Consider the following 23,669-nt stretch of genomic DNA (forward strand, 5'->3'; position numbering starts at 1 on the left):
GCCGGGTCTAGCGCCGCAGCGCCTCCGACACCGGCCGCAGCGGGGTTTTGAGCAGGCCGGTGGCGCGGGTGGAATCCAGCAGGAGGCAACCCGGCCGGGTACCGAGGCCGCCCTCCGCGATCGTGCAGGCCGGGACCGCCGCCGGGTCCAGGCCGTGCGCCCCTGCCACCAGGCGGCCGAGCTCGGCGCGGCTCACCGCCTGCGGGCCTGCCACGTTGATGACGCCGGCGTAGCCGGAGGCCGCCAGCTCGAGGATCGCCGCGGCCAGGTCGGTGGCGTCGATCGGGCAGCGGTACTCGTCGGTGAAGAGGGCGCCCTGTTTGCGGCCCGTCGTCAGGTCCAGCGCCAGCCGGACCTGGGCGCTGCGCTCGTCGCCGACGATCAGGGAGGTGCGGACCACGACTGCCGCCGGGTCGATCGCGCGGACGGCTGTCTCGCCTGCCGCTTTCGCCGCGCCGTAGAAGTAGACCGGGGTCGGGGGCTCGTCGTCCGTGTACGGCGCTGGGCGTCCCGCGTGCACGGCGTCCGTGGAGACGTGGACGAGGCGGGCGCCCACTGTGGATGCGGCCAGGGCCACGTTCGCCGCGCCGTCTGCGCAGGTGGTCCAGCTGTCCGCTCGGTACGCCGTGTTGATGACGAGCTCTGGGCGTACCGAAGACATCAGGGTCTGGACCGCGGCGCGGTCGGTGATGTCCAAGGGTGACCGGCCCGCTGCCGGGGTCGTGGCCGTGCCCACCACGTCGCCGCCGGCCGCCGACGCGAGCCGGGCCACCTCACCGCCGAGGTGGCCGCTCGCGCCGACGACCAGCGTGCGCATCAGTTGGAGCGTTCGACCGGTACGGCCTGACCGTCCGTGCCCGGGGTGCCCGACATGGCCTTGGGCTTGGCGTCGATACCGGCCTCCTTGCGCTGCTCGGCGGTGACCGGCGTGGGCGCGCCGGTCAGGGGGTCGAAGCCGCCGCGGGTCTTCGGGAACGCGATGACCTCGCGGATGGAGTCGTTGCCGGAGAGCAGCATGCAGGTACGGTCCCAGCCGAGCGCGATGCCCGCGTGCGGCGGCGGGCCGTACTTGAACGCCTCGAGCAGGAAGCCGAACTTGTCCTGGGCCTCCTCGGGCGTGATGCCGAGCAGGGCGAAGACCCGGCTCTGCACGTCGGCCTGGTGGATACGGACGCTGCCGCCGCCGATCTCGTTGCCGTTGACCACGATGTCGTACGCGTACGCCAGCGCCTGGTCGGGGCCGTCCTCGAAGCGGTCCAGCCACTCCGCGTTCGGCGACGTGAAGGGGTGGTGCACGGCGGTCCAGCCGCCCTCGTCAGTTTTCTCGAACATGGGCGCGTCGACGACCCAGCAGAACGCCCACGAGGACTCGTCGATCAGGCCGGCCCGCTTGGCGATCTCGATGCGAGCCGCGCCGAGCAGCTCCTGGGCCTCGCGCCGCTCGGTGGCCGCCGCGAAGAAGACAGCGTCGCCGGGCTTGGCGCCGACGGCGTCCGCGAGGCCACCGAGGTGCGAGGCCGAGAGGTTCTTGGCCACCGGGCCGCGGGGCTCGCCGGTTTCCGCATCGAGCACCACGTACGCCAGGCCGCGGGCGCCGCGCGCCTTGGCCCAGTCCTGCCAGCCGTCCAGTTCCTTACGAGTCTGGGAGGCGCCGCCCGGCATGACGACCGCGCCGACGTAGCCACCCGCGTCGATCGCGCCCGCGAACACCCGGAACTCGGTGCCGCGCAGGTAGTCGGTCAGCTCGGTCAGCTCGACGCCGTAGCGCAGGTCGGGCTTGTCGGAGCCGTACCGGTTCATCGCGTCGTGCCAGGTGATCCGCGGGATCGGGGTCGGCACGGTGTAGTCGGCCAGCTCGCCCCACAGCCGGGTGACGAGCTCCTCGCCGAGCTCGATGATGTCGTCCTGCGTCACGAAGGACATCTCGATGTCGAGCTGAGTGAACTCGGGCTGCCGGTCGGCGCGGAAGTCCTCGTCGCGGTAGCACCGGGCGATCTGGTAGTAGCGCTCCATGCCCGCGACCATCAGGAGCTGCTTGAACAGCTGCGGGGACTGCGGGAGGGCGTACCAGGTGCCGGGCTGGAGACGTACAGGAACCAGGAAGTCGCGGGCGCCCTCGGGAGTCGACCGCGTCAGCGTCGGGGTCTCGATCTCGTTGAAGTCGCGGGCGTGCAGCACCTCGCGGGCGATCTGGTTGGCCCGGCTGCGCAGCTTGAGCGCCTTGGCCGGGCCGGAGCGCCGCAGGTCGAGGTAGCGGTACTTGAGGCGCAGGTCGTCGCCGGCCTCGATGTTGTCGTCGACCGGCAGCGGCAGCGGCGCGGCCTCGGAGAGCACGACCAGCTCGCTCGCCACGACCTCGATCGCGCCGGTGGCCAGCTCGGGGTTCTCGTTGCCCTCGGGGCGCGCGGTGACCTCGCCGGTCACCTTGACGCAGAACTCGTTGCGCAGCGCGTGCGCGTCCTCCTCGCGGAAGACGACCTGGACGACGCCGGAGCCGTCGCGGAGGTCGACGAAGATCACGCCGCCGTGGTCGCGCCGGCGGGCCACCCACCCGGCGAGCGTCACCGACTGACCGGCGTGGTCGGCCCGCAGGCTGCCGGCGTCATGGGTACGGATCACGGGAACGTCTCCTCACACAGGTTCACGGGGCGCATCCGACATTCTGTCAGGAGTGGCCCCGCCCCATCGGCACCGGCCCGGATCCGCGGTCAGCCGGCCGGCCAGGCGGTCGCGCGCAGACCGGCCTCGCCGTCCCCGGTCACCTCATCCACCTGCACCCGGACCAGCCTGACTCCGGTGGCCGGCGGGGTGCCCGTACCGGTGAGAACGCACAGGACCAGGCCCTTGTGCACCGGCACGATCATGCCGCCGCCGAGCGGGCTGGTCCGGATCGCCTTCGCGCAGCCCGGGCCGTCCACGTCCGCGTCGCCGACGTCGCTGCCCGCCACCGCGCCGGGCGCGAGCGTGATCCGGGGCGGCTCGCCGCCGCAGCGGCTGTCGTAGCGCAGGTCGCTGATCTGCCCGGCGGCGTTGACCCGGGGCTCGTCCAGGTCGAGGAAGGTCACGCCGGTGCAGCCCGCCTGGATCCGCAGGGCCTCCTCCCCGTACGCGCCCCCGGTCGCCGGCGAGGGCACGGCGGGGGCCATCGGCCGGGCGTACGCCTGCTCGGCGCGCTGGAGTGCCCGCCACGCCAGCAGCGCGGAGGCCGCGGCCACGAGCAGCGCCAGCATGGCGAGCAGGACGGCGGCGACCACTCCGCGGCGGGGTGGGGCGGGTGACGGGCCGGCTTCGGCCGCGCCGAGGCGTTCGGTGGGACCGTCGTCCGGGAACGGGTCGGCGCCCTCCGGCCAGGCGGTGGACGAGTTCGAGGCGCGGAAAACCGACATGGACGACTCCGCTCGCTGGAAGCGCCGGCGATCGGCGCGAAACACCTCATACCGGTATTGATCGACCCTAAGAGGAGTCGCGGTCGCGGCCCATCCCCCGAAGAGGGAGATCTCGTCTTTGCTTCGGGACCTTGCTTACTTCGCTTCGGGACCTTGCCTTACGCCGCCAGCTCCGCGAGGACGGCCCGGACCTCGGTGTACCGCTGCGCGCGGTGCCCACCCTCGGGCGGCTCGCCGAGCGCCGAGACGCCGTCGGTCACTCCGTACGTGATGCGGTAGAGGACGACCCGGGTGGCCACGTCCCGCCACACCCCGGCGAGGGCCGCGCTCGGCCGGTGCCCGAGCTCGGTGATCGTGAACCAGGGCGGGAACAGCGCGTGCGACTCCACGGCAGCGTCGATACGCCGGCGCAGAAGCACGGTGAGCTGCTCGACGGCCGTCGCGCCGCGGTGCGTGCGGTACTCCTCCTGCCGGCGCAGGTCACGCTCCAGGTCCTGCTCGGCCACGGCGACGTCGTCCCGCATGGCGGCCAGCTCCGCGTTCTGCGAACAGAGCCGCTGCCAGTGGTGCCGGTAGGTGGCCGCGGCCTTGCGGAAGTCCCGGCCGCCGACCTTCGCGCGAGCCAGGATCGCGCTGGCGTCGAGGGCGCGCGAACGGCTCTCCGCGGAGAGACGTCGCAGCTCCGCGTACGCGTCCAGCACGGCATGATGATCGTTGCGCGTACGGTCGTCGAGCATGCCGGACCGGATGTCCTCCGCCTCCCGCACCTCGGCGACCAACCCGGCCAGCTCGGGCGGCACGGCGTCGAGGTCGACCGGGCGTACGCCGTGCTCCAGCCGCAGCCGGCCCTCGATGAGCTGGATCTCCCCGGTGAGCCGCGCATTCGCCTGCCGCGCCGCCCGCAGCTCGATCTCGGTCTGCCGCCGCAGCTCGTCGTGCGCCCGGGCCAGGCCGGTGACCCGGTCACCGGTCTCGTCGAGACGCAGGGTCAGGTGCCGGCTGCGCTCCTCGGCGACCCGGGCGACCTCGCGAAGATCCTCACTGAGCTGCAGGCGGAGAGTGTTGATCTTGCGCCGGAACTCGGTACGCAGAGCCTCGGCGACGCGGGCGAGATCGGTGGGGATCTCGGTGCTGCTGCTCATGCGCCCGCCTCGGAGTCGTCCTGCCACGTCACGGTTCTTCGCGTCCTGGGTCGATCCGGGGCGACGAGCTCGCCCTGGAGGGGGGCCGGCGGAGGTCCGTCCGGGGTGGACGTTCCGGGGGGTACGGGGTCGGGCCGGGGGTTGCGGGGTGGGGCCGGCGGATCGAAGCGGTTGGCGGTGTCCGCGGAACGCGGGCGGGTCGCTGGGCGCGACGGGCTTGGGCGGGTTGCAGCGTCGGACGGGACCGGACGGGGCACGGCGTCGGACGGGCTCGGCCGGGGCACGGCGTCCGGCGGGCTCGGCCGGGGCACGGCGTCCCGGACATTCGAGCTGGCTTCGGCGCGGGACGGATGCAAACCGGGCTCCGCGCGGGCCGGATGCGTGCCGGGCTCGGCGCGGGGTGGATTCGGGGCGGGTTCGGCGCGGGGTGGATTCGGGGCGGGTTCGGCGTCCGCCGGGTCCGGGCGGGCTTCGGCGTTCGAAGTGGTCGGGCGGGCCGGGGCGTCAGGCGTGACGACGCGTGCCGTGAGCCACAGGATGAAGCCCGCGGCGAGCATCACGGCGGTGACGATCAGGCCGTGAGTGGGGAGGCGACCCGTGGCGACCAACGTGGCCGGGACCAGCGCAGCCGCCAGCAGGATGCCCGCCACCAGGAGGCGACGGCGGGCGGACCGGGCGCGCATTCTGTCGAGGTCGCGGACGAGGTCGTTGGTGGCGTCGAAGACACGCAGCAGCAGGTCCTCGTAGCGGCTGGGATCCCGCCCGGCGCGCCCGAGTACGTCGTGGCGGGTGGCCAGCTCCCGTTGCCGGGCGACGACCACGTCCCGAAGGTCAGCAGCACCCACGCGAACTCCTCAAAGCCACGCAGAGCAAAAGATGTATGGGGCAAAAGCTACTGAAAGCCTACGGGGTCCTCGAGTCCGGTCAATCCCACGGAAGTGTCCGGGCGCGAGACAGCAGCGGACTCGCCGGCTGTGGGAGGCTTCCGGACATGATCACGCCTGAGTGGGAGCAGCGGCTGGCCGAAGCATGGGCGTCGCTCGACGGCAGTCCCGAGGACGAGTTCCTCGGCCGCATCGAGCGCCTCGTTGCCGAGCTGCCGCCCGGGGATCCGGCCGGGCTCTTCGAGCGAGCCTGCTCCTTGGACTCGACCGGCCACAGTGACCTCGCCGTGCCTCTTTACGAGCGGGCGCTGCGGGCCGGCCTCACCGGGATCCGGCGCCGCCGGGCGGTGATCCAGATGGCGAGCTCGCTGCGGAACCTCGGCGACTCGCCGCGTAGCGTGCGACTGCTGACGGAGGAGTTGGCGGCACCTTCCGACGAGCTCGACGACGCGGTGAAGACGGTGCTCGCCCTGGCGCTGACCGATGTCGGCCGCGAACGGGAGGCGGTCTCGATCGCGATCGGCGCGCTGGCCGCGCACCTGCCCCGCTACCAGCGCTCGATGGCGGCCTACGCCCGCCTCCTCGTGGAACCGCGCCAGGACCGTCGCGAAGTCGTCGGCCCCGCTCCCGAGGCACCCCAGGCCTGAACCCGGGCACCAGCCGCCGCCCGATCACGTCGAGCCCGGGCACGACGAGCCCGGTCACGACGACCCGGCGCGCAGGTCGTAGCGCCAGTCGTTGCAGCGGATCGGGTTTCCCGGTGGGTATTCGAACGGTTCCTCCCCCAGCAGCACAAAGCCCGCCTTCCAGCACACCGCGTTCGACGCCGTATTGGTCACGTTCGGATAGGCATGCACCCATCGGTGCCGGCCCGTCGCCGCGGCCTCGGCGAGGGCGGCGGTCGTCGCCGCGGCGGCCAGGCCTCGGCCCTGGAAGCCCGGCAGGATCTGCCAGCCCATCTCCCAGACTGTCTCTCCCTGCCACTCGCGCTCCCAGAAGCCCACGCTGCCGGCCGGATCGGGCGCGTCGGGGACGATGACCAGGAAGTTGCGGCCCTGGCCGGAATTCCCGTACGCCAGGATGCGCTCGTGCCGGGACACCACCCGCTCGTCCGGCTCGACGCCGCCGAGGTGGCGTTTCATCTCCGGGATGTTGGCCCGGCGCTCCAGGTCGAGACCCCGCTCATCCCACGGTTCGAGGTGCATGCGGTCATGCTCCACCCGGGGTACGACAGTTTCCCCGAAGCGGGAAAGAGAAGCGGGAATCGCTCAGCAGGAGACCCGTACGGCGGAGCCACCCAGCCGCGCGCCGCGGATGTCCGACTCCCCGCGACTCATCAGCCGCACCGACAACCGCCCGCTCGTCGCCGGAAAACTTCCCGCCGCGACCCATCGACCCTGGTCCCGTACCTGATCGACGGTGAACCGGCCGATCCGCGACCCGCTCCCGTCTGTCGTGCCGTACACCTGATAGGTCGCCGGCTCCCCGGCAGCATCCCGGCCGTTCCCGGTCCGGGGTATGTACACCTCGACGCCGCACTTCGCGCGGGCCGGCATCCGGAACCACCACAGCATCACGTTCCGGAGGTCGTCGGATCTGCCGGACATCGGCATGGCGACCATGTGTCCCCGGCAGCCGTCGCCGGCCCAGCCGCCGCCGGTGACCAGGTACCACCCGTCGCTGCCGACGCGCTCGACGTATCCGCTGCTCGGGGTCTCCGGGCAGCGGAATCCCGCCAGCGCCGAGAAGGCCGCGGGTGCGGAGGTCGCCGGCTTCGACGTCGGAGGAACTTTCGTCCGCCGAGCCGGAGCGGCAGCCGTGACCGTGGCGGGCGCGGACGCACGTCGAGAGGGCGCCCGGCTCGACGCCACGAGCTCGGGACCGGTGTAGGCGATGGTCGGCGCCGGCTGGTAGTGCGCGAGCGGAGGTGTCGAGGCGCCGGGGCCCCACCGGGAGACAGCCCCGATCATCAGCACGGCGAGGGTGCCGACCCCGGCCACGATCATCGTGACCACCCGCGGCTTGGTGGACGCGGCCCGCGGCGGGAGGGCCGGGCGGCTGCCGTGCTCGACGTCTCCCTGGGGAAGCAATTCGGTCCAATGCGCCCGTCGTTCCGGCCTCGACTGTTCCATCCTTGCCCGCGACTGCCCTTCTGCGCATGATGTCCGGACCGGCGATCTCCGTACCGGCACTTGATCAAGCGCCGGCGTCGCTGTTTGCGTTACACCCTGCGCAGGTCGGCCGTCATCTCGTGCAGTTCGGCGAGCCGGTCCTCGAGATTTCGCGGATGGCCCGGGGCTCCCGGGCGCGCGTCGCCCGGCCGCGGTCCGGACAGCGGCCGGTAGTTCACGCCCAGGGCGTCGAGCCGCGCCAGGTGCGGCCTCAGGCGGTCGCTGAACTCCGCGAAGTCCCGGCGGCCCGCGCTCCACACCACCTCGGCGAACGCGCACAACCTCGGGTACGCCATGTAGTCGACTCGCCGGGCCGACTCCATGTGCTCCGTCCAGACGTTCGCCTGGGCACCCAGGAGGCGGTCGGCGGGTGGCGGCTCGAACGCGTACACGTCGGCGAGGGTGAGCAGCGTGCCCACCGGGGTCGGTTCGCCAGGGTCGTCCGACTGGCGGTAGTCGAGGTAGACCGAGGTGTCGGGGCAGGCCACCACGTCGTGCCCCGCGGCTGCCGCGACGGCGATCGGCGCGACGCCGCGCCAGGCGGCGATGACCGCGTCCGGCGGTGCGCCGCCCGCCAGAATCTCGTCCCAGCCGAGCACGCGGCGGCCGTGGGTGGCGAGGTGGGCGGCCATCTCGGCGGTGAAGCGCCGCTGGATCGTGTGCGGCTCGTCCGACCATGACGCCCACTCGCCGACCGGGCACTCGTCGCCGCCGATGCCGATCAGCGGGGATGGGAACAGCGCGCAGACGTGGTCCAGGACCTGGCGGCAGAAGTCGAGCGTCGCCGGCTGCATGTTGAGCACGTGCGGCGAGATGCCCCACGAGGTGCGGACCCCTCCGGTGAATCCGTTGCCGAGTTCCGGGTACGCGGCGATCGCCGCCTGCATGTGGCCCGGCATGTCGATCTCCGGCACCACGGTGACGTGCCGCTCGGCCGCGTACGCGACGATCCGGCGCAGGTCGTCGTCGGTGTAGTGGCCGCCGTGCGGGCGGTCGTCGAAGAGCCCGTGCTGCCGGGCGCCGAGCATCGTCCGCGGCCGCCGGGAGCCGATCGATGTCAGGCGCGGCCGGCCCGGGATCTCGATGCGCCAGCCCTGGTCGTCGGTCAGGTGCAGGTGCAGCACGTTGAGCTTGTGGAAGGCCGCGAGGTCGATGAAGCGCAGGACATCGGGTACAGGCATGAAGTGCCGGGCCACGTCCAGCAGCACCCCGCGCCAGCCGAAGCGGGGCGCGTCCTCGATGTGCACGCCCGGCACGGTTCCGGAGTCGCGCAGCTGCCGCAGCGTCTGGGTCCCGTAGAAGATGCCGGCGGGAGAGCCGCCGCGAACGGAGACACCGTCGGCGCCCACGTCCAGCACGTAACCCTCGGCCGGCAGCCCGGGGTCGAGCGACACCGCGGGCTCGGTCAGAACGAAGGATCCGCCGGTCTCGCGGACCAGGTTCGGACGGGGGATCAATCCTTCACCGCCCCGCCGAGTCCGGCCACGAGCCGCCGGCGTACGAGCAGGAAGAAGATCAGCACCGGGCTCGTCATCAGGGTGGACGCGGCCATGATGGCCCCCCAGTCGTTCTCGTCGGGCTTGAAGAAGACCAGCAGTGCCATCGGCAGGGTCTGCCGGTCGGTCGCGCTGATGATGAAGGTACGGGCGAAGAGGAAGTCGTTCCAGGCCGTGATGAACGAGAACACGCTGGTGGCGGCCAGCCCGGGCGCGACCAGCGGGAAGAGGATGCGCCACAGGACGGTGAGGCGGCCCGCGCCGTCGAGTTGCGCCGCCTCGTCCAGTTCGTCGGGGACCGCCGCCACGAACCCGCGCAGCATCCAGATCGCGAACGGCAGGGTGAAGGCCGTGTGCACCAGCATCAGCGAGCCGAGGGTGTTGAGCGCGCCGATGTCCCGTACGAGAAAGAAGAGCGGAATGGTCAACGCCTCGATCGGGACCATCTGGGCGACGAGGAACAGCACCAGGATCGTGGTCCGGAACCGGAACCGGAAGCGGGTCAGCGCGACCGCCGCGAGGAAGGCGATCAGCCCCGAGGCCACCACCACGACGAGCGCCACCAGCACGCTGTTGAGGAAGTAGCGCCCGAAGTCCTGGACGGCGATGACGCGCCGGAACGCGTCCATCGACGGTGCCAGGGTCCACGGCCGCTGGTGCAGCGACTGGATCTCCCCCGGTGGCTTCACCGCGGCGAGCACCATCCAGTAGATGGGGAAGACCGTCACGCCGGCGACGAGGACGGCCAAGGCGTCGAGCAGGCGGCGGGTGGTTCTCACAGCGGCTCCCCGGATCGGCGCAGGCTTCTGAGGTAGAGCAGCGTGACCAGGAGCAGGATCAGCATCATGACCACGCCGATCGCGGCGCCCAAGCCGTACTCGCTGGCGGCGAACGCCTGCTGGTACGCCCACACGTTGAGGGTCAGGTTCTGTCCCGCGATGCCGCCGCCGCGGGTCATCACGTAGATCTGGGTGAAGACCTTGAAGTCCCAGATGATCGACTGGATCACCACGATGGCCAGCAGCGGCCGCAGCATCGGCACCATGATCCGCCAGAAGGTGCGCCAGGTGCTCGAGCCGTCGATCGCGGCCGCCTCCAGGACGGACTTCGGGATCGCCTCGATGCCGGCGTACAGGGTGACCATGACGAACGGGAACGAGTGCCACACGACGACCGCGCCGACCAGGGCGAAGGCGGTGTAGCGGTCGTACGTCCAGTTGAAGCCGTCGAGGCCGAGGGTCTGGTTGACGAGGCCGAGATCGGTGTCGAACAGGAACATCCAGACCGTGGACCCGGACACTGCCGGCACCGCCCACGCCGCCATCGCCGCGAGGGACAGCAGCAGCCGCGGCACCCGGCTGATCCGCGTGAGCAGCACGGCGAGGCCGGCGCCGACCGCCAGGGTCACCGCGACGCACGCCGCCGCGAAGCCGACCGTCGCGTTCAGCACCGACCAGAACTGCGGGTCGCCGAGGAGCCGCGCGTAGTTCTCCGTACCGATGAATCGGGTCGGCTCTCCGCCGCTGACCTGCGCCTGCCGGAAGTCGAGCACGGAGAGCAACCCGAGTTGCCACATCGGATAGACGAACAGCGTGCCGAGCACGACGGTGGCCGGCAGCAGCAACCACAGTGGAGTGCGGCCGCGCCGCCGCCGGGGCGGCGCGGCCGTGTCGGCGGGCGGCGCGAGGGCCACCCCGGCGGGCGCGGCGGTCACTTGGTGAGGGCCGCGTCGATCTGCTTCGCCGCCTCCGCGGTGGCCTGGTCGACGCTCGCCTTGCCGGTCGCCACCTTCTCGATCATGGTGGGCAGCACGGCGGACGCGTCGATCTTGCCCCAGCCCGGGTCGAGCGGCACGAACCTCGTCCCGGCGGCGATGGTGGCGACGAACGGCTTGAGGAACGGGTCCTTCGCCGCCACCTCGGCGCTCGCGGACTTGAGCGTCGGAAGGTTGCCCATCGCCTCGTACATCCGGGTCTGGTACTTCTTGCTCGCCAGCAGGGTGAGGAAGTCCGCGGCCAGGGCGGGACGCTTGCTGTTCTTCATGATGCCGAGGTTGTTGCCGCCGGCGAACGCGGGCGCGACGGAGCCGGGCTTGCTGCCCGGCAGCGGCACGACGGCGTATTTGCCCTTGGCAACGCCCGCGTCGACGGCCGCGCGGTTGAAGTTGCCGAGAATGCCCATGGCCGCCTTGCCGCCGGCGAAGAGATCGACCGTCTTCCCGCCGGTCAGGTCCGCGCACTGCTGCGGCGGGCAGTTGTCCGGCGCGATGAGATTCGTGTACGCCGTGAGCCCCGCCCGCGACTGCGCGGAATCGATCGCCGCGATGTCCCCACCGGCGTCCCAGACGAACGGCATGGCCGCGTACGTGTACTTGCCGCCGACGGCGACACCGAACATGTCCGGCTTCCTGGCGCGGATGGTGCGCGCTGTGGTCGTGAGCTCCGCGATGCTCGTCGGCGCCTTGAGGCCGAGCTCCTGGAAGACGTCGGTGCGGTAGTACAGGGCGCGGACGCCGAGGTACCACGGCACGCCCAGCAGGGTGCCCTCGTAGGTGGCGCCGGCCTTCGCGTCGGGGCTGAGGTCGGCGCCCTCGGCCCAGCGGCTCACCGCCGGACCCAGGTCGGCCAGGCCGCCGGCCGCCGCGTACTCGGGCAGGTCGGTGTTGCCGTACTCGACCACGTCGGGCGCGCTGCCCGGATCGTTGAAGGCGCCCTTGAACCGCTCGCTACGGGTGTCCACGGCGATGTACGCCACGTCGACCTTCGTATCCGGGTGGGACCCGGTGAACTCGGCGACCGCGTCCTTGACGACGGCCTCCTTCGGGGCGCGATTGGGCTCGTCGAAGAGCCAGACCTTGACGGTGCCGGTCCGCGCGCCACCGTCCGACGGGGAGCCGGACGACGACGTGGACGGGGCACAAGCGGTCAGCGAGAGGGTCAGGGCAAGGGCAGGGACCACCACCGGGCGCAGGTTCATGGACACTCCTGACGAACCATGTTCGTAAATAGTTCGTTGATTGGGTGCCCCTCAGGGTGCGGCGCGCGACCCCGCCCGTCAACCCCTGTCCCCACCCCTTCCGGCCGGGGAACGGCCTCGTCATATCCTTGTCGCCATGGACGAGAACCCGTTGGCACCCGAGGCGGGTTTCGCCGGACTGGGGCTCCGGGCGGAGCTGCTCCGCGCGCTGACCAATCTGGGCTACGAAGAACCCACACCTATCCAGCAGGAGTCGATCCCGCCGCTGGTGGCCGGCAAGGACCTGGTCGGGCAGGCGGCGACCGGCACCGGCAAGACGGCCGCCTTCGCGTTGCCCGTGCTGCAGCGGATGGTCGCCCGCGAGCGGGATGCCGGGCCGGCGGCGCTCGTCCTCGTGCCGACTCGCGAGCTGGCCGAACAGGTGTCGCAGGCGGTCCACCGCTACGGCCGTGACCTGGGCGTCCGCGTCCTGCCCGTGTACGGCGGCCAGCCGATCGGCCGCCAGCTCCAGGCGTTGCAGCGCGGCGTGGACGTCGTCGTCGGTACGCCCGGGCGAGTGCTCGACCACATCGAGCGGGAGACGCTGCGGCTCGGTGACGTGCGTACCGTCGTGCTCGACGAGGCCGACGAGATGCTCGACATGGGCTTCGCGGAGGACATCGAGGCGATTCTCGACGAGACTCCCGAGGACCGGCAGACGGTGCTCTTCTCCGCGACGATGCCGCCCCGGATCGACAGCATCGCGCGCCGTCACCTGCGGGAACCGGTCCGGATCAAGATGGGCCGGGAGACCACTGCGCCGGGCGATCTTCCGCTGGTGCGGCAGAGTGCCTACGTCGTGGCCCGGGCGCACAAGGCGGCCGCTCTGGGGCGGATCCTCGACGTGGAGGCGCCCACGTCGGCGATCGTCTTCTGCCGTACCCGGCAGGAGGTCGACGAGGTCACCGAGACCTTGAACGGGCGCGGGTACCGCGCGGAGGCGTTGCACGGCGGGATGAGCCAGGACCAGCGAGACCGGGTCATGGGGCGCCTGCGCGGAGGGAGCACCGAGCTGCTCGTCGCGACGGACGTGGCGGCCCGTGGCCTCGACGTCGAGCAGTTGACGCACGTCATCAACTTCAACGTGCCGGCGGCGCCCGAGGCGTACGTGCACCGCATCGGCCGGGTGGGGCGGGCCGGGCGCGAGGGTTCCGCGATCACCTTGGCGGAGCCGCGCGAACAACGGATGCTCAAGGCCATCGAACGGCTGACCGGGCGGCGCGTCACCGTGGAGCAGCTTCCCACCGTGACCGATCTGCGGGCCCGGCGTCTCGAACTGACGCGCGCGTCACTGCAGGCCGCCCTGGAAGCCGGGGACCTGGACCGGTTCCGGGTCGTCGTCGACTCGCTCGCCGACGAGTTCGACGTCGAGAACGTCGCGCTCGCCGCGGTGAAGCTCCTGCACGAGGCGGCCGGCGGCGACACCGTCGAGGAGGAGATCCCCGCGGTGGCGCCGGAGCGCCGGAACCGTGATCCCCAGGATCACGACGCCCGGCGGGGCGGGAGCGGCCGCGACCGCCCCGCGCGCTCCCCCGCGCCGAACTCCGGGGTGACCCGGCTGTTCTTCGGCATCGGCAGGCGGGCGGGGTTGCGCCCGCAGGACCTGGTCGGTGCGATCGCCGGCGAGTCCGGCCTCGCCGCCCGCGACATCGGCGCGATCCAGATCACCGATCGGTTCTCGCTGGTGGAGGTTCCCGAGTCGGCCGCCGACGATGTCGTCGCGGCGATGCGGGGCAGCACCATCAGGGGCCGTCGGCCGACGGTTCGCCGCGAACGCTTCGTCCGGTAGCCGCACGCTCAGAAGTACGTGTGCAGCACGTCCACCACCACATCAGCATCGTCCGCGACCGGGATGAAGCGCCACTTGTCGAAGGCCGTGCAGGGGTGGGACAGGCCGAAACGGATCACGTCGCCCACCGCCGCCGTCGTGCCGTGGACGTACGTGTGGTGGTCGTTCATCCTGGTCACCTCGCCGGCCTCGGTGACCGGCAGGCCCTCGTCGAACGGTGCGTCGCGCTTGCCCATGCCCACGATCGCCAGTCCCGGCTCCGGGGTGGACAGCACCTGGGCGTACATCTCGAGGCCCGACGCCAGCGAGCCCTCGCCCGGTTCCCGGTTGAACGGCGTCCGCTCGCGGTAGAACCCGTCGTCGTGGGTGACCGAGGCGCCGCTGCGCAGGACCGCGCTGACGGTGTGCCCCTCGAGCCACTGGCCCTCGAGAGCCTTGATCACGCGGTCGAACCAGGCGCTGCCGCCGGCGGAGACGATGACCTCGGGCGGCAGCAGGTCGGCGATCGCGCGGACCGCGTCGACCTGCGCGGCCAGGAAGGCGTCGACCGCGGCCACGTCGGGCAGGGCGCCCTCGTAGGCGGTCACCCCGGCGAGGGTCACCCCGGGCGCGGCCGCTGCGGCCCGGGCGACCTCGACCACTTCGCCGACGGTACGGCAACCCGTGCGCCCACCCGCATGGCCGAGCTCGACCAGCACCGGCAGGCCACCGGCCGCCGCCACCGCGGCCACCCCCGCGACCGAGTCGACCTGGACGAGCACCTCCCAGCCGCGGGCCGACTGGTCCGCGAGCCACCGCAGCGCCGTGGGGTCCAGGACCTCGTTGGCGATGAGCACACGGGGCACGCCCAGGCGGCGCAGCACCAGGGCCTGGCTCGCGGTCGCCACGGTCAGCCCCCACGCCCCCGCCGCGAGCTGCGCCTCCAGCAGGGTCGGGGCCATCGTCGTCTTGGCGTGCGGGGCGAAGGAGAAGCCGTGCCGGTCCGCGTACCCGGCCATGGTGGCGATGTTGGCGCGTACCGCCGAATCCCGGACCACGAGCAGCGGCCAGGTGAAGGATCCGTCGAAGAGCGAGTGCCGGGCCGCGGCGAAGGCGCGGGCCGGGACCTCGCCCTCCGGCAGCCAGAACCCCTTGGCCCGCCAGTCGAGCTGCTCGTCGGGGACGTCGAGAATCATGGGGTCCTCCTTGACCGCCGGAGCGCCATCGCGCATTGTGTGGAAGCTACTACGGACTACTTACGAACCGACAGGTTCATAACAGGGGAGGCGGCGTGCCCGCGGCGATGGTGATCGGCCTGGTGCTGCACACCCATCATCGCCCCCGGTTCGAGCAGGCGACGCGCACGCTCGGCGGGGTCACGTTCGCCTGGGCCACCTACGAGCGCGAGGACCAGATCCGGGACCGGGTCGGCGACCTGCTGCGCGCCGGGCACCTCGACGGGCTGCTGCTGGGCCTGGTCCCGTACGCCCGCTGCCGCGACCTGCTCCCCGCCGGCCTGCCGGTGACGGTGACCCGGTCCGCGGCGCTGGACCTGGCGCTCGCCTGGTCACGAGCCCGGGGCAACGGCTGGCCCGCGACCCCGGTCAGCATCGACACCTTCGCGCAGGAGACCGTCGACGAGGTGGCGACGGCGCTCGACCTCGACCGGGACGCGATCGCCTGCCTGCCCTTCGACCCCGAGCAGCCGGTCGCCGACGTGGTCGCCTTCCACCGCGAGCGGATCGCCGCGACCGGCGCGCCGTACGTGATCAGCGTCCGCACCGGCGTGGCCGCGGCCCTGGACGGGCGGGTCGCCGTGCTGAACGCGCTGGCCACACCGGGCACGATCCGCGCCGACCTGCACGAGCTGGCGCTGCGCGTACGCAACAAGAAGGCCGACGGGCAGCGCTTCGCCGCCGGGGTCTTCCTCATCGCCCGACCGGACCGGATCGCCGACCTCGACCGCGCCCGCGTCGGGCTGCTGCACCTGCTGCTGAACACGCCCGAGTTCGCCGACGCGTGGATCGACAACCGCGGGCGGCGCGGCGTCGTCGTCTTCGCGCACGCCGCGCTCTTCGAGTCGGTCACCCACCACTGGGTCGGCCTGCCGGTGCTGGCCGAGGCCCGCGACACCCTGGGCGTACGGGCGGTGGCCGGGTTCGGCATCGGCGGGTCCGCCCGGCTGTGCGTGGCCCTGGCCGAGCGCGCCGCCGCCCGGGCCGAGCAGGACGCCGACCCGGGCGCGTACCTGATCTCCGACAACGGGATGATGATCGGCCCGATGGGCGCCTCCGGGGTGCCGCTGACGTACACCTACCGCGAGCACGGCAACATCGAGGCGCTCGCCGGCCGCGTGGGGCTGAGCCCGGCGACGCTGTCGCGCCTCGCCGCCATCGAGCGCACCCTCGCCGGCCGGCCGGTCTCCCCCAGCGACCTGGCCCGCACGCTCGGCATCACCGACCCGAGCGGGCGCCGGCTGATCCGCAAGCTCAGCGAATCCGACCTGGTCGTCGGCGACGGCAGCTCCCAGGTGCACCGCAAGGGGCGGCCGACCCGGCTGTACCGGCTGGCGATCACCGCGGCCCTGGAGGGCACCCCGTGACCCACGACCTGGTGCTGGCCGGCGGGCGGGTGCCCGGCCACGGGGTCGCCGACGTGGCCGTACGGGCGGGACGCGTCGCCGCGGTCGGTCCCGGGCTGACCGGCGCGGTCGTCCACGACGTCACCGGCCGCCTGGTCACGCCCGGACTGATCGACCTGCACACGCACGTCGGGCCCGGATACTGGGGCATCGACCCCGACCCGATTGCCTGGTACACCGGTGTCACCACCTGGGTCGACGCCGGGTCGGCCGGGGCGTACACGCTCGACGGGCTGCGCCGGACGGTGTCGGGGCTGGGCGTCCGCGTGCCGGCGCTGCTCAACGTCTCGGCGGTCGGGCTCGCCGGGCGCACCGGGGAGAGCCGCGACCTCGCCAACTGCGACGTGGGACTGGCCGTCGACACCGTGCTGGCCAACCGTGACCTGGTCCGCGGCATCAAGGTGCGCATCGACCACGAGACCGTCGGCGTGAACGGCGTCGAGCCCCTGCGGCGCGGCCTGGCGGTCGCCGCGACCTGCGGGATCCCGGTCATGGTCCACATCGGTACGACCCCACCCGCGCTCGACGACGTCCTCGATCTGCTGCGGCCGGGCGACATCGTGACGCACTGCGCCAGCGGGATCGCCGCGCCGCTGGGGCCGGCGGTGCGGGACGCGTACGGGCGCGGGGTGCTGATGGACATCGGCCACGGCTCCGGCGGGTTCGCGTTCGAGGTGGCCGAGGCGCAGCTGGGCGCGGGGCTCACGCCGTACACGATCTCGACGGACCTGCACGCGCGCTCGGTGCACGGCCCGGTCTTCGACCTGCCCACGACGATCGCCAAGCTCGTGGCCGTGGGGCTGCCGCTGGACGACGCCCTCGCCGCGGCCACCGTGCACCCGGCCAGGGCGCTGGGTCTGCCCGGCGGCACCCTCGACGTGGGCGCCCCCGCCGACATCGCAGTGTTCCGGGTCGAGGAGGGACGCTTCGAAATGGTCGACGCCCATCGGCAGGTCCGTCAGGCGCCGCTGCGGCTGGTCAACGAGGCCACGTACGTCGGCGGGCGGCTGCTGCCCCCGCGCCTGCCGGCACCCTCGCCGCCGTGGATCCCGCTCACCGACGCCCAGCGCGCCGCCCTCGCCCGCCGTGAGCACGACATCCGCACCCTGCTGGCCACGCCCCTGGTAGGCGCGGACGGCCTGGCCGAACAGTTCCCGAGACCCCCGACAAGGAGCACCTGACATGCCGAAGCGCGCGATCATGACCGACAAGGCGGCCCCGGTAGGCGGCCCGTACTCGCACGCGGTGGTCGCCGGCGACACGATCTACCTGGCCGGCGCGATCCCGGCCCTGCCGGACGGCACCCGGGTCACGGGCAGCTTCGCCGAGCAGGCGCACGCGGCGTTCCGCAACCTCGCGGCGACCGCCGAGGCCGCGGGCGCAAGCCTCGACCAGGCCGTCCGGCTCGGCGTCTACCTGCGCGACTTCGCCGACTTCGCCGAGCTGAACGAGATCTACCCGCAGTACGTCAAGGGCGAGCACCTTCCGGTACGCACCACGCTGCCGGTGCCGCTGGTCGGCTTCGACATCGAGATCGACGCCGTCCTCTACACCGGCCCCTGACGCAAGCCGCGCTGCCTGAGTTGACGGATGCCGCCAAGTGCAGCCGTTGACACCATCGTCCGATCACGACAGTCGACTGGGAGGCTGAACGAGCCCTACCCTTTCTCGAAGCGAAGGAGGCACCGATGAAGCCATTGGTGTCCACGGGCCTGGCCCTCCTGACGCTGGGTGCCGGCGCATTGGCGGCCGGCAGCTCCGCCACGCCTGGGGGTTCCCTGGCGCCCAGTGCCCTCGTGCAGCAGCACTCGTTCGGCACGATCGCCAACGGCAGTACGGTCTGCGTCGGTCCGCTCTCGCCCGGGACTGATCCCAACGGACAGCGGCCCGGCGTCCAGATCTTCGGATTCACGAACGGTCAGCCCAGTCTGACCTGGCAGGTGTTCTCGGTTTCGTCGCAGAGCGCCCCCACGCTGGTCTTCCAGACCACCGCGCGATCCGTGGACCACATCGTTCCGCCCTCGGGCAACCTTCTCTTCCACGCCTGCGTCGTGAAGCGTGCTCAGGCGGCGCAGGACTACGACCTCACGCTGAACTCATTCCCGGTCGAGTGACCGGGTCGCGGGCCGGGACGTGGGGCAGGGCGGTCAGCGGATCCAGCGCCGCCCGCACCTGGCGGATGTCCCGGCCCACCGCACTCGCCAGCATCCCCGCTCCGGCCAGCGGCATCAGCACCGCGGCACCGCCGAGCAGCGCCGCCGGGGGCAGGCCGGGACCGGCCAGGATCAACGCGCCGGCCGCCTGTCCACCCCCGAGCACGGCCGCTCCTTGCCAGCCCGGCGCGTTCGGGCCTACGGCGAGTTCGTGCCGGTAGAGCGTGCGGCCCGCGTAGCGGATCGTCACGTCGGCACGGACGTCGCCCGGCTGCTCCGCGTGCCGGCCGCACACCAGGTCGTCGCGCCATACCAGGGTGCCGCCCTCCTCGACCGTCACGTCGGTGACCGCGAGGTGGTGGCACCCGGCCGCCGCGATCAACGGCTCGGGCGCCCAGAGCAGCGATCCGCCCCGCGCGACCGTCGCGGAGACCATCAGCCGTGACGGCGGCCCGGGCCGTCCGGGCAGGGCGAGCTGGGCGGCAACGCTGTGCACCGACAACGTCGCTCCGGCACCGACGGAGATCGTCAGGCGCAGATCGTCGCCGCGCAACGGCCCGGCCGCCCCGCCGACGAGGTGAACGACCGCCCCGCGCCCGGTACGCGGACCGGTGCGGCGCAGGAGCAGCGGCGACTCACCGCGCAGGACGGCGAGCCGGGTGCCGCCGGTGCCGTCCGCTTCCGCGGCGATCGTCGCCTCGGCGCGCATCTCGTCAGCCGGCGCGGACCGCGACCAGCTCGCGGATCCACCGGGCGACCGGCGTGGCCGCCCGGTCCTCGGTCAGCGAGAGGAACACCGTCGGCAGGTCGCCCCGCCGTGCCCGCGCGTCGCGGTCCATCACCGACAGGTCGGCGCCGACCAGCGGCGCCAGGTCGGTCTTGTTGATGACCAGCAGGTCCGCCGTGGTCACGCCGGGGCCGCCCTTGCGCGGCACCTTGTCGCCGCCCGCCACGTCGACGACGAAGATCTGCCGGTCGACCAGGCCCCTGCTGAATGTGGCCGTCAGATTGTCGCCGCCGCTCTCCACCAGCACCAGGTCCAGCGGGCCCAGCGCCGACTCCAGGTCCTCGACCGCGTCCAGGTTGGCGGAGATGTCGTCGCGGATCGCCGTGTGCGGGCAGCAGCCGGTCTCCACCGCCCGGATCCGCTCGGCCGGCAGGACGCCGTTGCGCAGCAGGAAGTCGGCGTCCTCGGTGGTGTAGATGTCGTTGGTCACCACCGCCAGCCGCAGCTCGTCCCCGAGGGTCCGGCACAGGGCCGCGACCAGCGCCGTCTTGCCCGAGCCGACGGGACCGCCGATGCCGATCCGCAGGGCGCGGAGCCCGGCGGCGAGCGGCGTGTGCGGGTCCACCGAAGGGTCCGGGTGAGTGTGATCGTCAGGATGCAAAGAGACGCACCTCCCAGGTGGCATGGAGCTCGGCGCCGATGTCGAGCAGGGGCGCTCCCGCGGCCGGCAGGGCGTCGGCCGGGTCGTCGATCCGCGTCGCAGCGCCGGCGGCGATCCGGTCGCACTCGGGGGCGAGGCGGGCGATCAGGGCGTGCACCGCATACGGGTCCAGCCCCAGCAACCGGACCGCCGCGCTCGCCGGGCCGGTGACGGTGCCGTGCGCCGCGGCGACCGCGGCTTCGGTGGGGCCGAGACCGGCCGCGGCCGCTAGGACGCCGAGCGCGACGGGCTGGTGCGGGTCGCGGCCGATCGGCGGGAGTGTCCACATCGCCCGCCCGGCGCGCAGGAGCGCCCGGCCCTGGGCGCGCGAGGCCTTGCGGAGCGCCGGCGAAGGGTTGCGGGCGTCCAGTCCCTCGTTCAGCTCCGACCACCGCGGCGGGCGGGCGCACGCGGTGGCGGCGAAGGCGGCGGCGACCAGTCCCGTGGTCCACAACCGCCCGCGCAGGAAACCGTCCACGTCGGAGATGTCGCGGATCCGGCCGGCCGACACCGCGGCCTCCAGCCCGCCGGAGTGGGCGTGCCCGCCGGACGGCAGCCGCCCGTCGGCCAGCACGAGCAGCGTCGCCAGGCTCATCAGAACAGGTGGTAGCGCTGGGCCATGGGGAGCTCGTCCACCGGGTCGGGCTCGACGACCTCGCCGTCGATGCGGACGGTGAAGGTGTCCGGCTCGACCTCGATGCGGGGCGTCGCGTCGTTGAGCGGCAGGTCCGCCTTGCCGATCGAGCGGGTGTCCGCCACCGGTGCGAGGGCCCGCTTGACGCCGATCCGGTCGCCGAGCAGCGCGTCGATCGCCGCCGGGGCGACGAAGGCCAGCGACGTCACCGCCGGCACCACCCCGTACGCGCCGAACATCGGGCGGGGCAGCACCGGCTGGGGCGTGGGGATCGAGGCGTTGGCGTCGCCCATCTGCGCGTACGCGATCATGCCGCCCTTGATCACCAGCGCCGGGCGTACACCGAAGAACGCGGGGTCCCAGAGCACGAGGTCCGCGAGCTTGCCGGGCTCGACCGAGCCGATCTGCTCCGCCATGCCGTGCGCGATCGCGGGGTTGATCGTGTATTTGGCCACGTAGCGCCGGGCCCGCAGGTTGTCCGCGGCGCCGTCGCCGGGCAGCGCGCCGCGGCGGGCCTTCATGACGTGGGCGGTCTGCCAGGTGCGCATGACCACCTCGCCGGCGCGCCCCATGGCCTGCGAGTCCGAGCCGATCATCGAGATCGCGCCGAGGTCGTGCAGCAGGTCCTCGGCGGCCATGGTCGACGGCCGGATGCGGCTCTCGGCGAACGCCAGGTCCTCGGGCACCGCCGAGTTGAGGTGGTGGCAGACCATCAGCATGTCGAGGTGCTCGGCGAGGGTGTTGCGGGTGTACGGCCGGGTGGGGTTGGTCGACGACGGCAGCACGTTGGGGTGCGAGGCGACGGTGATGATGTCCGGCGCGTGCCCGCCGCCCGCCCCCTCGGTGTGGTACGCGTGGATCGACCGCCCGGCGATGGCCCGCAGGGTCTCCTCGACGAACCCGGCCTCGTTGAGCGTGTCGGTGTGGATGGCCACCTGGACGCCGGACGCGTCGGCCACCTTCAGCGCCGCATCGATGACGGCCGGGGTGGTGCCCCAGTCCTCGTGCAGCTTGAAGCCGCCGGCCCCGCCGCGCAGCTGTTCCCGCAGCGACTCCTCGCTCGTCGTGTTGCCCTTGCCGAGCAGCAGCACGTTGACCGGCCAGGTGTCGAGCGCCTCGAGCATCCGGGCCAGGTGCCACGCGTTGGGGGTGACCGTGGTGGCCTTGGTGCCCTCCGCCGGGCCTGTGCCGCCGCCGATGATCGAGGTGACGCCGCTGGCGAGCGCGGTGTCCAGGATCGTCGGGCTGATCAGGTGCACGTGGCTGTCCACGGCGCCGGCCGTGAGGATCTTCCCGTTGCCGGCGATGATCTCCGTGCCGGGACCGATCACGAGATCCGGTGGACGCCGTCCATGGTGTCCGGGTTGCCGGCCTTGCCGAGCGCCACGATCCGGCCGTCGCGGATGCCGATGTCGGCCTTGACGACGCCCCAGTGGTCCAGCACGACCGCGCCGGTGATCACCGTGTCCGGAGTGCCCTCCGCGCGGCTGGCCCGGGACTGACCCATGGACTCGCGGATGACCTTGCCGCCGCCGAAGACCACTTCGTCACCCGGGGCGGGTCCGGCGCTGCGGTCCTCCTCGACCTCGACGAGCAGGTTGGTGTCGGCGAGCCGGATCCGGTCGCCGGCGGTGGGCCCGTAGAGGGCGGCGTACCGGGCGCGGTCGAGCGACGTCACCGGGCACTCCCGTTCTCCGGCAGCTCCTCGTCGAGGGCGCCGGCGGGCTCGATGTCCTCGCGCGGCGACGGGTCCAGCGGCCCGGCGGCCAGGCCGCGCAGGCCGGGCACGATCCGGGCACCGGCGAGCGGTACGAGCGTGATGTCGCGCGGCATGCCGGGTTCGAAGCGTACGGAGGTGCCCGCCGGCACGGCCAGACGGTGACCCCAGGCGGCGTCGCGGTCGAACTCGAGGGCGGCGTTGGCCTCGGCGAAGTGATAGTGCGAACCGACCTGCACCGGGCGGTCGCCGGTGTTGCGTACGGTCAGCGCCAGCACCGGCCGGCCCGGGTTGATCTCGATGTCGCCCGCACCGGCGAGGATCTCCCCCGGGATCACGAGATCGGCCCGTGCACGGTGACCAGCTTGGTGCCGTCCGGAAACGTGGCCTCGACCTGCACCTCGGCGAGCATCTCGGGCACGCCCTCCATGACGTCGTCGCGGGTCAGCACCCGCCGGCCGGCGTCCATCAGCTCGGCCACCGTCCGCCCGTCCCGGGCACCCTCGAGCAGGAAGGCGGTGATGATCGCCGTCGCCTCGGGGTGGTTGAGGCGCAGCCCGCGCTCCCGCCGACGCCGGGCCACGTCCGCCGCGACGTGGATGAGCAGCCGTTCCTGCTCGTGCTGGCTGAGGAACAAAGCAACCCCCTGATCGCTGCAATCAAAACACGGGTACGGCTCAGACGCGGGCGGCCACGCCGTCGATGAGCAGCCACACGGCCAGGGCGAACCCGGTGTCCTCGGCGTCGTCGTCGCCGATCAGCCGGCGCATCGTCCCGTTGACCTCGGTGAGCAGCAGTCCGCCGATGAGCGCGGCGACGACCGCGCCGACCTTCGGCACCTCCGCCTCGGGCAGGCCGGCAGCACGCAACACGGCACAGAGGGAGTGCCACATCGGACCCTCGCGCTGGATGAACTCCTCGCTGGTGAACGCGTGCCGGACCAGATTGCGGTGCCGCAGGCTCAGCTCGCGGAACTCGTATGCGAGTTTGTAAAGGTTCTCCTGCCACGTGCCGGACCCGACCACGACGTCGCGTGCACCGTCCGTGACGAGCGCCGCGATACCGGCCAGCACGGCCGCCTTGTTCTCCACATGGTGATAAAGCGACATCGGATTGACGCCGAGCTCGGCCGCCAGCTTGCGCATGCTCAGCGCCTCGACACCCTGCGTATCGACGATGGCCAGGGCCGTGTTCATGATCAGTTCACGAGTGAGAGGGATGTCCCGGGGCCTTGT

24 protein-coding genes and 1 pseudogene are annotated in these 23,669 nt (G+C 72.6%); 6 read left to right on the forward strand and 19 right to left on the reverse strand.

Annotated features, from left to right (window positions below):
* Positions 1 to 7: 7 nt before the first annotated feature.
* From AB0368_RS14340 to AB0368_RS14360, 5 genes are all read right to left on the reverse strand, one after another.
* On the reverse strand, positions 8 to 817 hold the full coding sequence (locus tag AB0368_RS14340; protein WP_366154295.1) for a sugar nucleotide-binding protein: 810 nt from the start codon (positions 815 to 817) through the stop codon (positions 8 to 10).
* A complete protein-coding gene (gene aspS, locus AB0368_RS14345; RefSeq protein WP_366154296.1) occupies positions 817 to 2,619 on the reverse strand; it encodes an aspartate--tRNA ligase in 1,803 nt (600 codons plus the stop codon). Before aspS ends, AB0368_RS14340 begins: the two co-directional genes overlap by 1 nt.
* 89 nt (positions 2,620 to 2,708) lie before the next feature.
* Complete coding sequence (locus tag AB0368_RS14350) at positions 2,709 to 3,386, reverse strand: hypothetical protein (RefSeq protein ID WP_366154297.1); 678 nt, start codon at positions 3,384 to 3,386, stop codon at positions 2,709 to 2,711.
* Between the two features lie 158 nt (positions 3,387 to 3,544).
* A complete protein-coding gene (locus AB0368_RS14355) occupies positions 3,545 to 4,528 on the reverse strand; it encodes a hypothetical protein (RefSeq protein WP_366154298.1) in 984 nt (327 codons plus the stop codon).
* The gene (locus tag AB0368_RS14360) at positions 4,525 to 5,373 is read right to left on the reverse strand and encodes a hypothetical protein (RefSeq protein WP_366154299.1); all 849 of its coding nucleotides are present in this window, start codon (positions 5,371 to 5,373) and stop codon (positions 4,525 to 4,527) included. Before AB0368_RS14360 ends, AB0368_RS14355 begins: the two co-directional genes overlap by 4 nt.
* Before the next feature lie 146 nt (positions 5,374 to 5,519).
* Between AB0368_RS14360 and AB0368_RS14365 the strand changes: the two genes are divergently transcribed.
* The gene (locus AB0368_RS14365) at positions 5,520 to 6,059 is read left to right on the forward strand and encodes a tetratricopeptide repeat protein (protein WP_366154300.1); all 540 of its coding nucleotides are present in this window, start codon (positions 5,520 to 5,522) and stop codon (positions 6,057 to 6,059) included.
* A 54-nt stretch (positions 6,060 to 6,113) separates the two neighbouring features.
* Here AB0368_RS14365 and AB0368_RS14370 read toward each other — a convergent pair whose 3' ends face one another.
* The 6 genes from AB0368_RS14370 to AB0368_RS14395 form a co-directional block, all read right to left on the reverse strand.
* Positions 6,114 to 6,617 carry a GNAT family N-acetyltransferase gene (locus tag AB0368_RS14370; RefSeq protein ID WP_366154301.1) on the reverse strand — a complete coding sequence of 168 codons (504 nt, stop codon included), beginning with the start codon at positions 6,615 to 6,617 and terminating at the stop codon, positions 6,114 to 6,116.
* A gap of 63 nt (positions 6,618 to 6,680) precedes the next feature.
* Entirely contained in the window at positions 6,681 to 7,502 is an 822-nt protein-coding gene (locus AB0368_RS14375; RefSeq protein ID WP_366154302.1) for a hypothetical protein, read from the reverse strand.
* 131 nt (positions 7,503 to 7,633) lie between these two features.
* Entirely contained in the window at positions 7,634 to 9,040 is a 1,407-nt protein-coding gene (locus tag AB0368_RS14380; protein WP_366154303.1) for a beta-N-acetylhexosaminidase, read from the reverse strand.
* Positions 9,037 to 9,858, reverse strand: coding sequence for a carbohydrate ABC transporter permease (locus AB0368_RS14385; protein WP_366154304.1), 822 nt, complete (start codon positions 9,856 to 9,858; stop codon positions 9,037 to 9,039). Before AB0368_RS14385 ends, AB0368_RS14380 begins: the two co-directional genes overlap by 4 nt.
* Entirely contained in the window at positions 9,855 to 10,793 is a 939-nt protein-coding gene (locus AB0368_RS14390; RefSeq protein WP_366154305.1) for a sugar ABC transporter permease, read from the reverse strand. The genes AB0368_RS14385 and AB0368_RS14390 overlap by 4 nt, the downstream gene beginning before the upstream one ends.
* Positions 10,790 to 12,055: an extracellular solute-binding protein gene (locus AB0368_RS14395; RefSeq protein WP_366154306.1), complete on the reverse strand. Its 1,266-nt coding sequence runs from the start codon at positions 12,053 to 12,055 to the stop codon at positions 10,790 to 10,792. The genes AB0368_RS14390 and AB0368_RS14395 overlap by 4 nt, the downstream gene beginning before the upstream one ends.
* A gap of 136 nt (positions 12,056 to 12,191) precedes the next feature.
* Here AB0368_RS14395 and AB0368_RS14400 point away from each other — a divergent pair, with 136 nt between their 5' ends.
* Positions 12,192 to 13,883, forward strand: a complete 1,692-nt coding sequence (locus AB0368_RS14400) for a DEAD/DEAH box helicase (protein WP_366154307.1) — start codon at positions 12,192 to 12,194, stop codon at positions 13,881 to 13,883.
* An 8-nt stretch (positions 13,884 to 13,891) separates the two neighbouring features.
* On the opposite strand, the gene AB0368_RS14405 is transcribed toward AB0368_RS14400, so the two are convergent.
* A complete protein-coding gene (locus tag AB0368_RS14405) occupies positions 13,892 to 15,058 on the reverse strand; it encodes an alanine racemase (RefSeq protein WP_366154308.1) in 1,167 nt (388 codons plus the stop codon).
* Positions 15,059 to 15,153: 95 nt separating this feature from the next.
* On the opposite strand from AB0368_RS14405, the gene AB0368_RS14410 reads away from it, so the two are divergent.
* The 4 genes from AB0368_RS14410 to AB0368_RS14425 all read left to right on the forward strand — a co-directional run bounded on the left by AB0368_RS14410 (position 15,154) and on the right by AB0368_RS14425 (position 18,617).
* The gene (locus AB0368_RS14410) at positions 15,154 to 16,464 is read left to right on the forward strand and encodes a helix-turn-helix domain-containing protein (protein WP_366154309.1); all 1,311 of its coding nucleotides are present in this window, start codon (positions 15,154 to 15,156) and stop codon (positions 16,462 to 16,464) included.
* Positions 16,461 to 17,684, forward strand: coding sequence for an amidohydrolase/deacetylase family metallohydrolase (locus tag AB0368_RS14415; RefSeq protein WP_366154310.1), 1,224 nt, complete (start codon positions 16,461 to 16,463; stop codon positions 17,682 to 17,684). The genes AB0368_RS14410 and AB0368_RS14415 overlap by 4 nt, the downstream gene beginning before the upstream one ends.
* A gap of 1 nt (position 17,685) precedes the next feature.
* The gene (locus AB0368_RS14420; RefSeq protein WP_366154311.1) at positions 17,686 to 18,066 is read left to right on the forward strand and encodes a RidA family protein; all 381 of its coding nucleotides are present in this window, start codon (positions 17,686 to 17,688) and stop codon (positions 18,064 to 18,066) included.
* A gap of 125 nt (positions 18,067 to 18,191) precedes the next feature.
* On the forward strand, positions 18,192 to 18,617 hold the full coding sequence (locus AB0368_RS14425; RefSeq protein WP_366154312.1) for a hypothetical protein: 426 nt from the start codon (positions 18,192 to 18,194) through the stop codon (positions 18,615 to 18,617).
* On the opposite strand, the gene AB0368_RS14430 is transcribed toward AB0368_RS14425, so the two are convergent.
* From AB0368_RS14430 to AB0368_RS14460, 7 genes and pseudogenes are all read right to left on the reverse strand, one after another.
* A complete protein-coding gene (locus tag AB0368_RS14430) occupies positions 18,589 to 19,365 on the reverse strand; it encodes an urease accessory protein UreD (RefSeq protein ID WP_366154313.1) in 777 nt (258 codons plus the stop codon). The two genes, AB0368_RS14425 and AB0368_RS14430, sit on opposite strands and share 29 nt — an antisense overlap.
* Before the next feature lie 4 nt (positions 19,366 to 19,369).
* Complete coding sequence (gene ureG, locus AB0368_RS14435) at positions 19,370 to 20,068, reverse strand: urease accessory protein UreG (protein WP_366154314.1); 699 nt, start codon at positions 20,066 to 20,068, stop codon at positions 19,370 to 19,372.
* Positions 20,034 to 20,678 carry an urease accessory UreF family protein gene (locus AB0368_RS14440; protein ID WP_366154315.1) on the reverse strand — a complete coding sequence of 215 codons (645 nt, stop codon included), beginning with the start codon at positions 20,676 to 20,678 and terminating at the stop codon, positions 20,034 to 20,036. Before AB0368_RS14440 ends, ureG begins: the two co-directional genes overlap by 35 nt.
* Positions 20,678 to 22,395: pseudogene (locus AB0368_RS14445) on the reverse strand (urease subunit alpha). The gene AB0368_RS14440 and the pseudogene AB0368_RS14445 overlap by 1 nt, the downstream one beginning before the upstream one ends.
* Positions 22,392 to 22,772 carry an urease subunit beta gene (locus AB0368_RS14450; protein WP_366154316.1) on the reverse strand — a complete coding sequence of 127 codons (381 nt, stop codon included), beginning with the start codon at positions 22,770 to 22,772 and terminating at the stop codon, positions 22,392 to 22,394. The pseudogene AB0368_RS14445 and the gene AB0368_RS14450 overlap by 4 nt, the downstream one beginning before the upstream one ends.
* A complete protein-coding gene (locus AB0368_RS14455; protein WP_366154317.1) occupies positions 22,769 to 23,071 on the reverse strand; it encodes an urease subunit gamma in 303 nt (100 codons plus the stop codon). The genes AB0368_RS14450 and AB0368_RS14455 overlap by 4 nt, the downstream gene beginning before the upstream one ends.
* 40 nt (positions 23,072 to 23,111) lie before the next feature.
* The gene (locus AB0368_RS14460; protein WP_366154318.1) at positions 23,112 to 23,630 is read right to left on the reverse strand and encodes a TetR family transcriptional regulator; all 519 of its coding nucleotides are present in this window, start codon (positions 23,628 to 23,630) and stop codon (positions 23,112 to 23,114) included.
* Positions 23,631 to 23,669 lie beyond the last annotated feature (39 nt).

Source organism: Actinoplanes sp. NPDC051475 (assembly GCF_040689425.1).
Classification (GTDB): domain Bacteria; phylum Actinomycetota; class Actinomycetes; order Mycobacteriales; family Micromonosporaceae; genus Actinoplanes.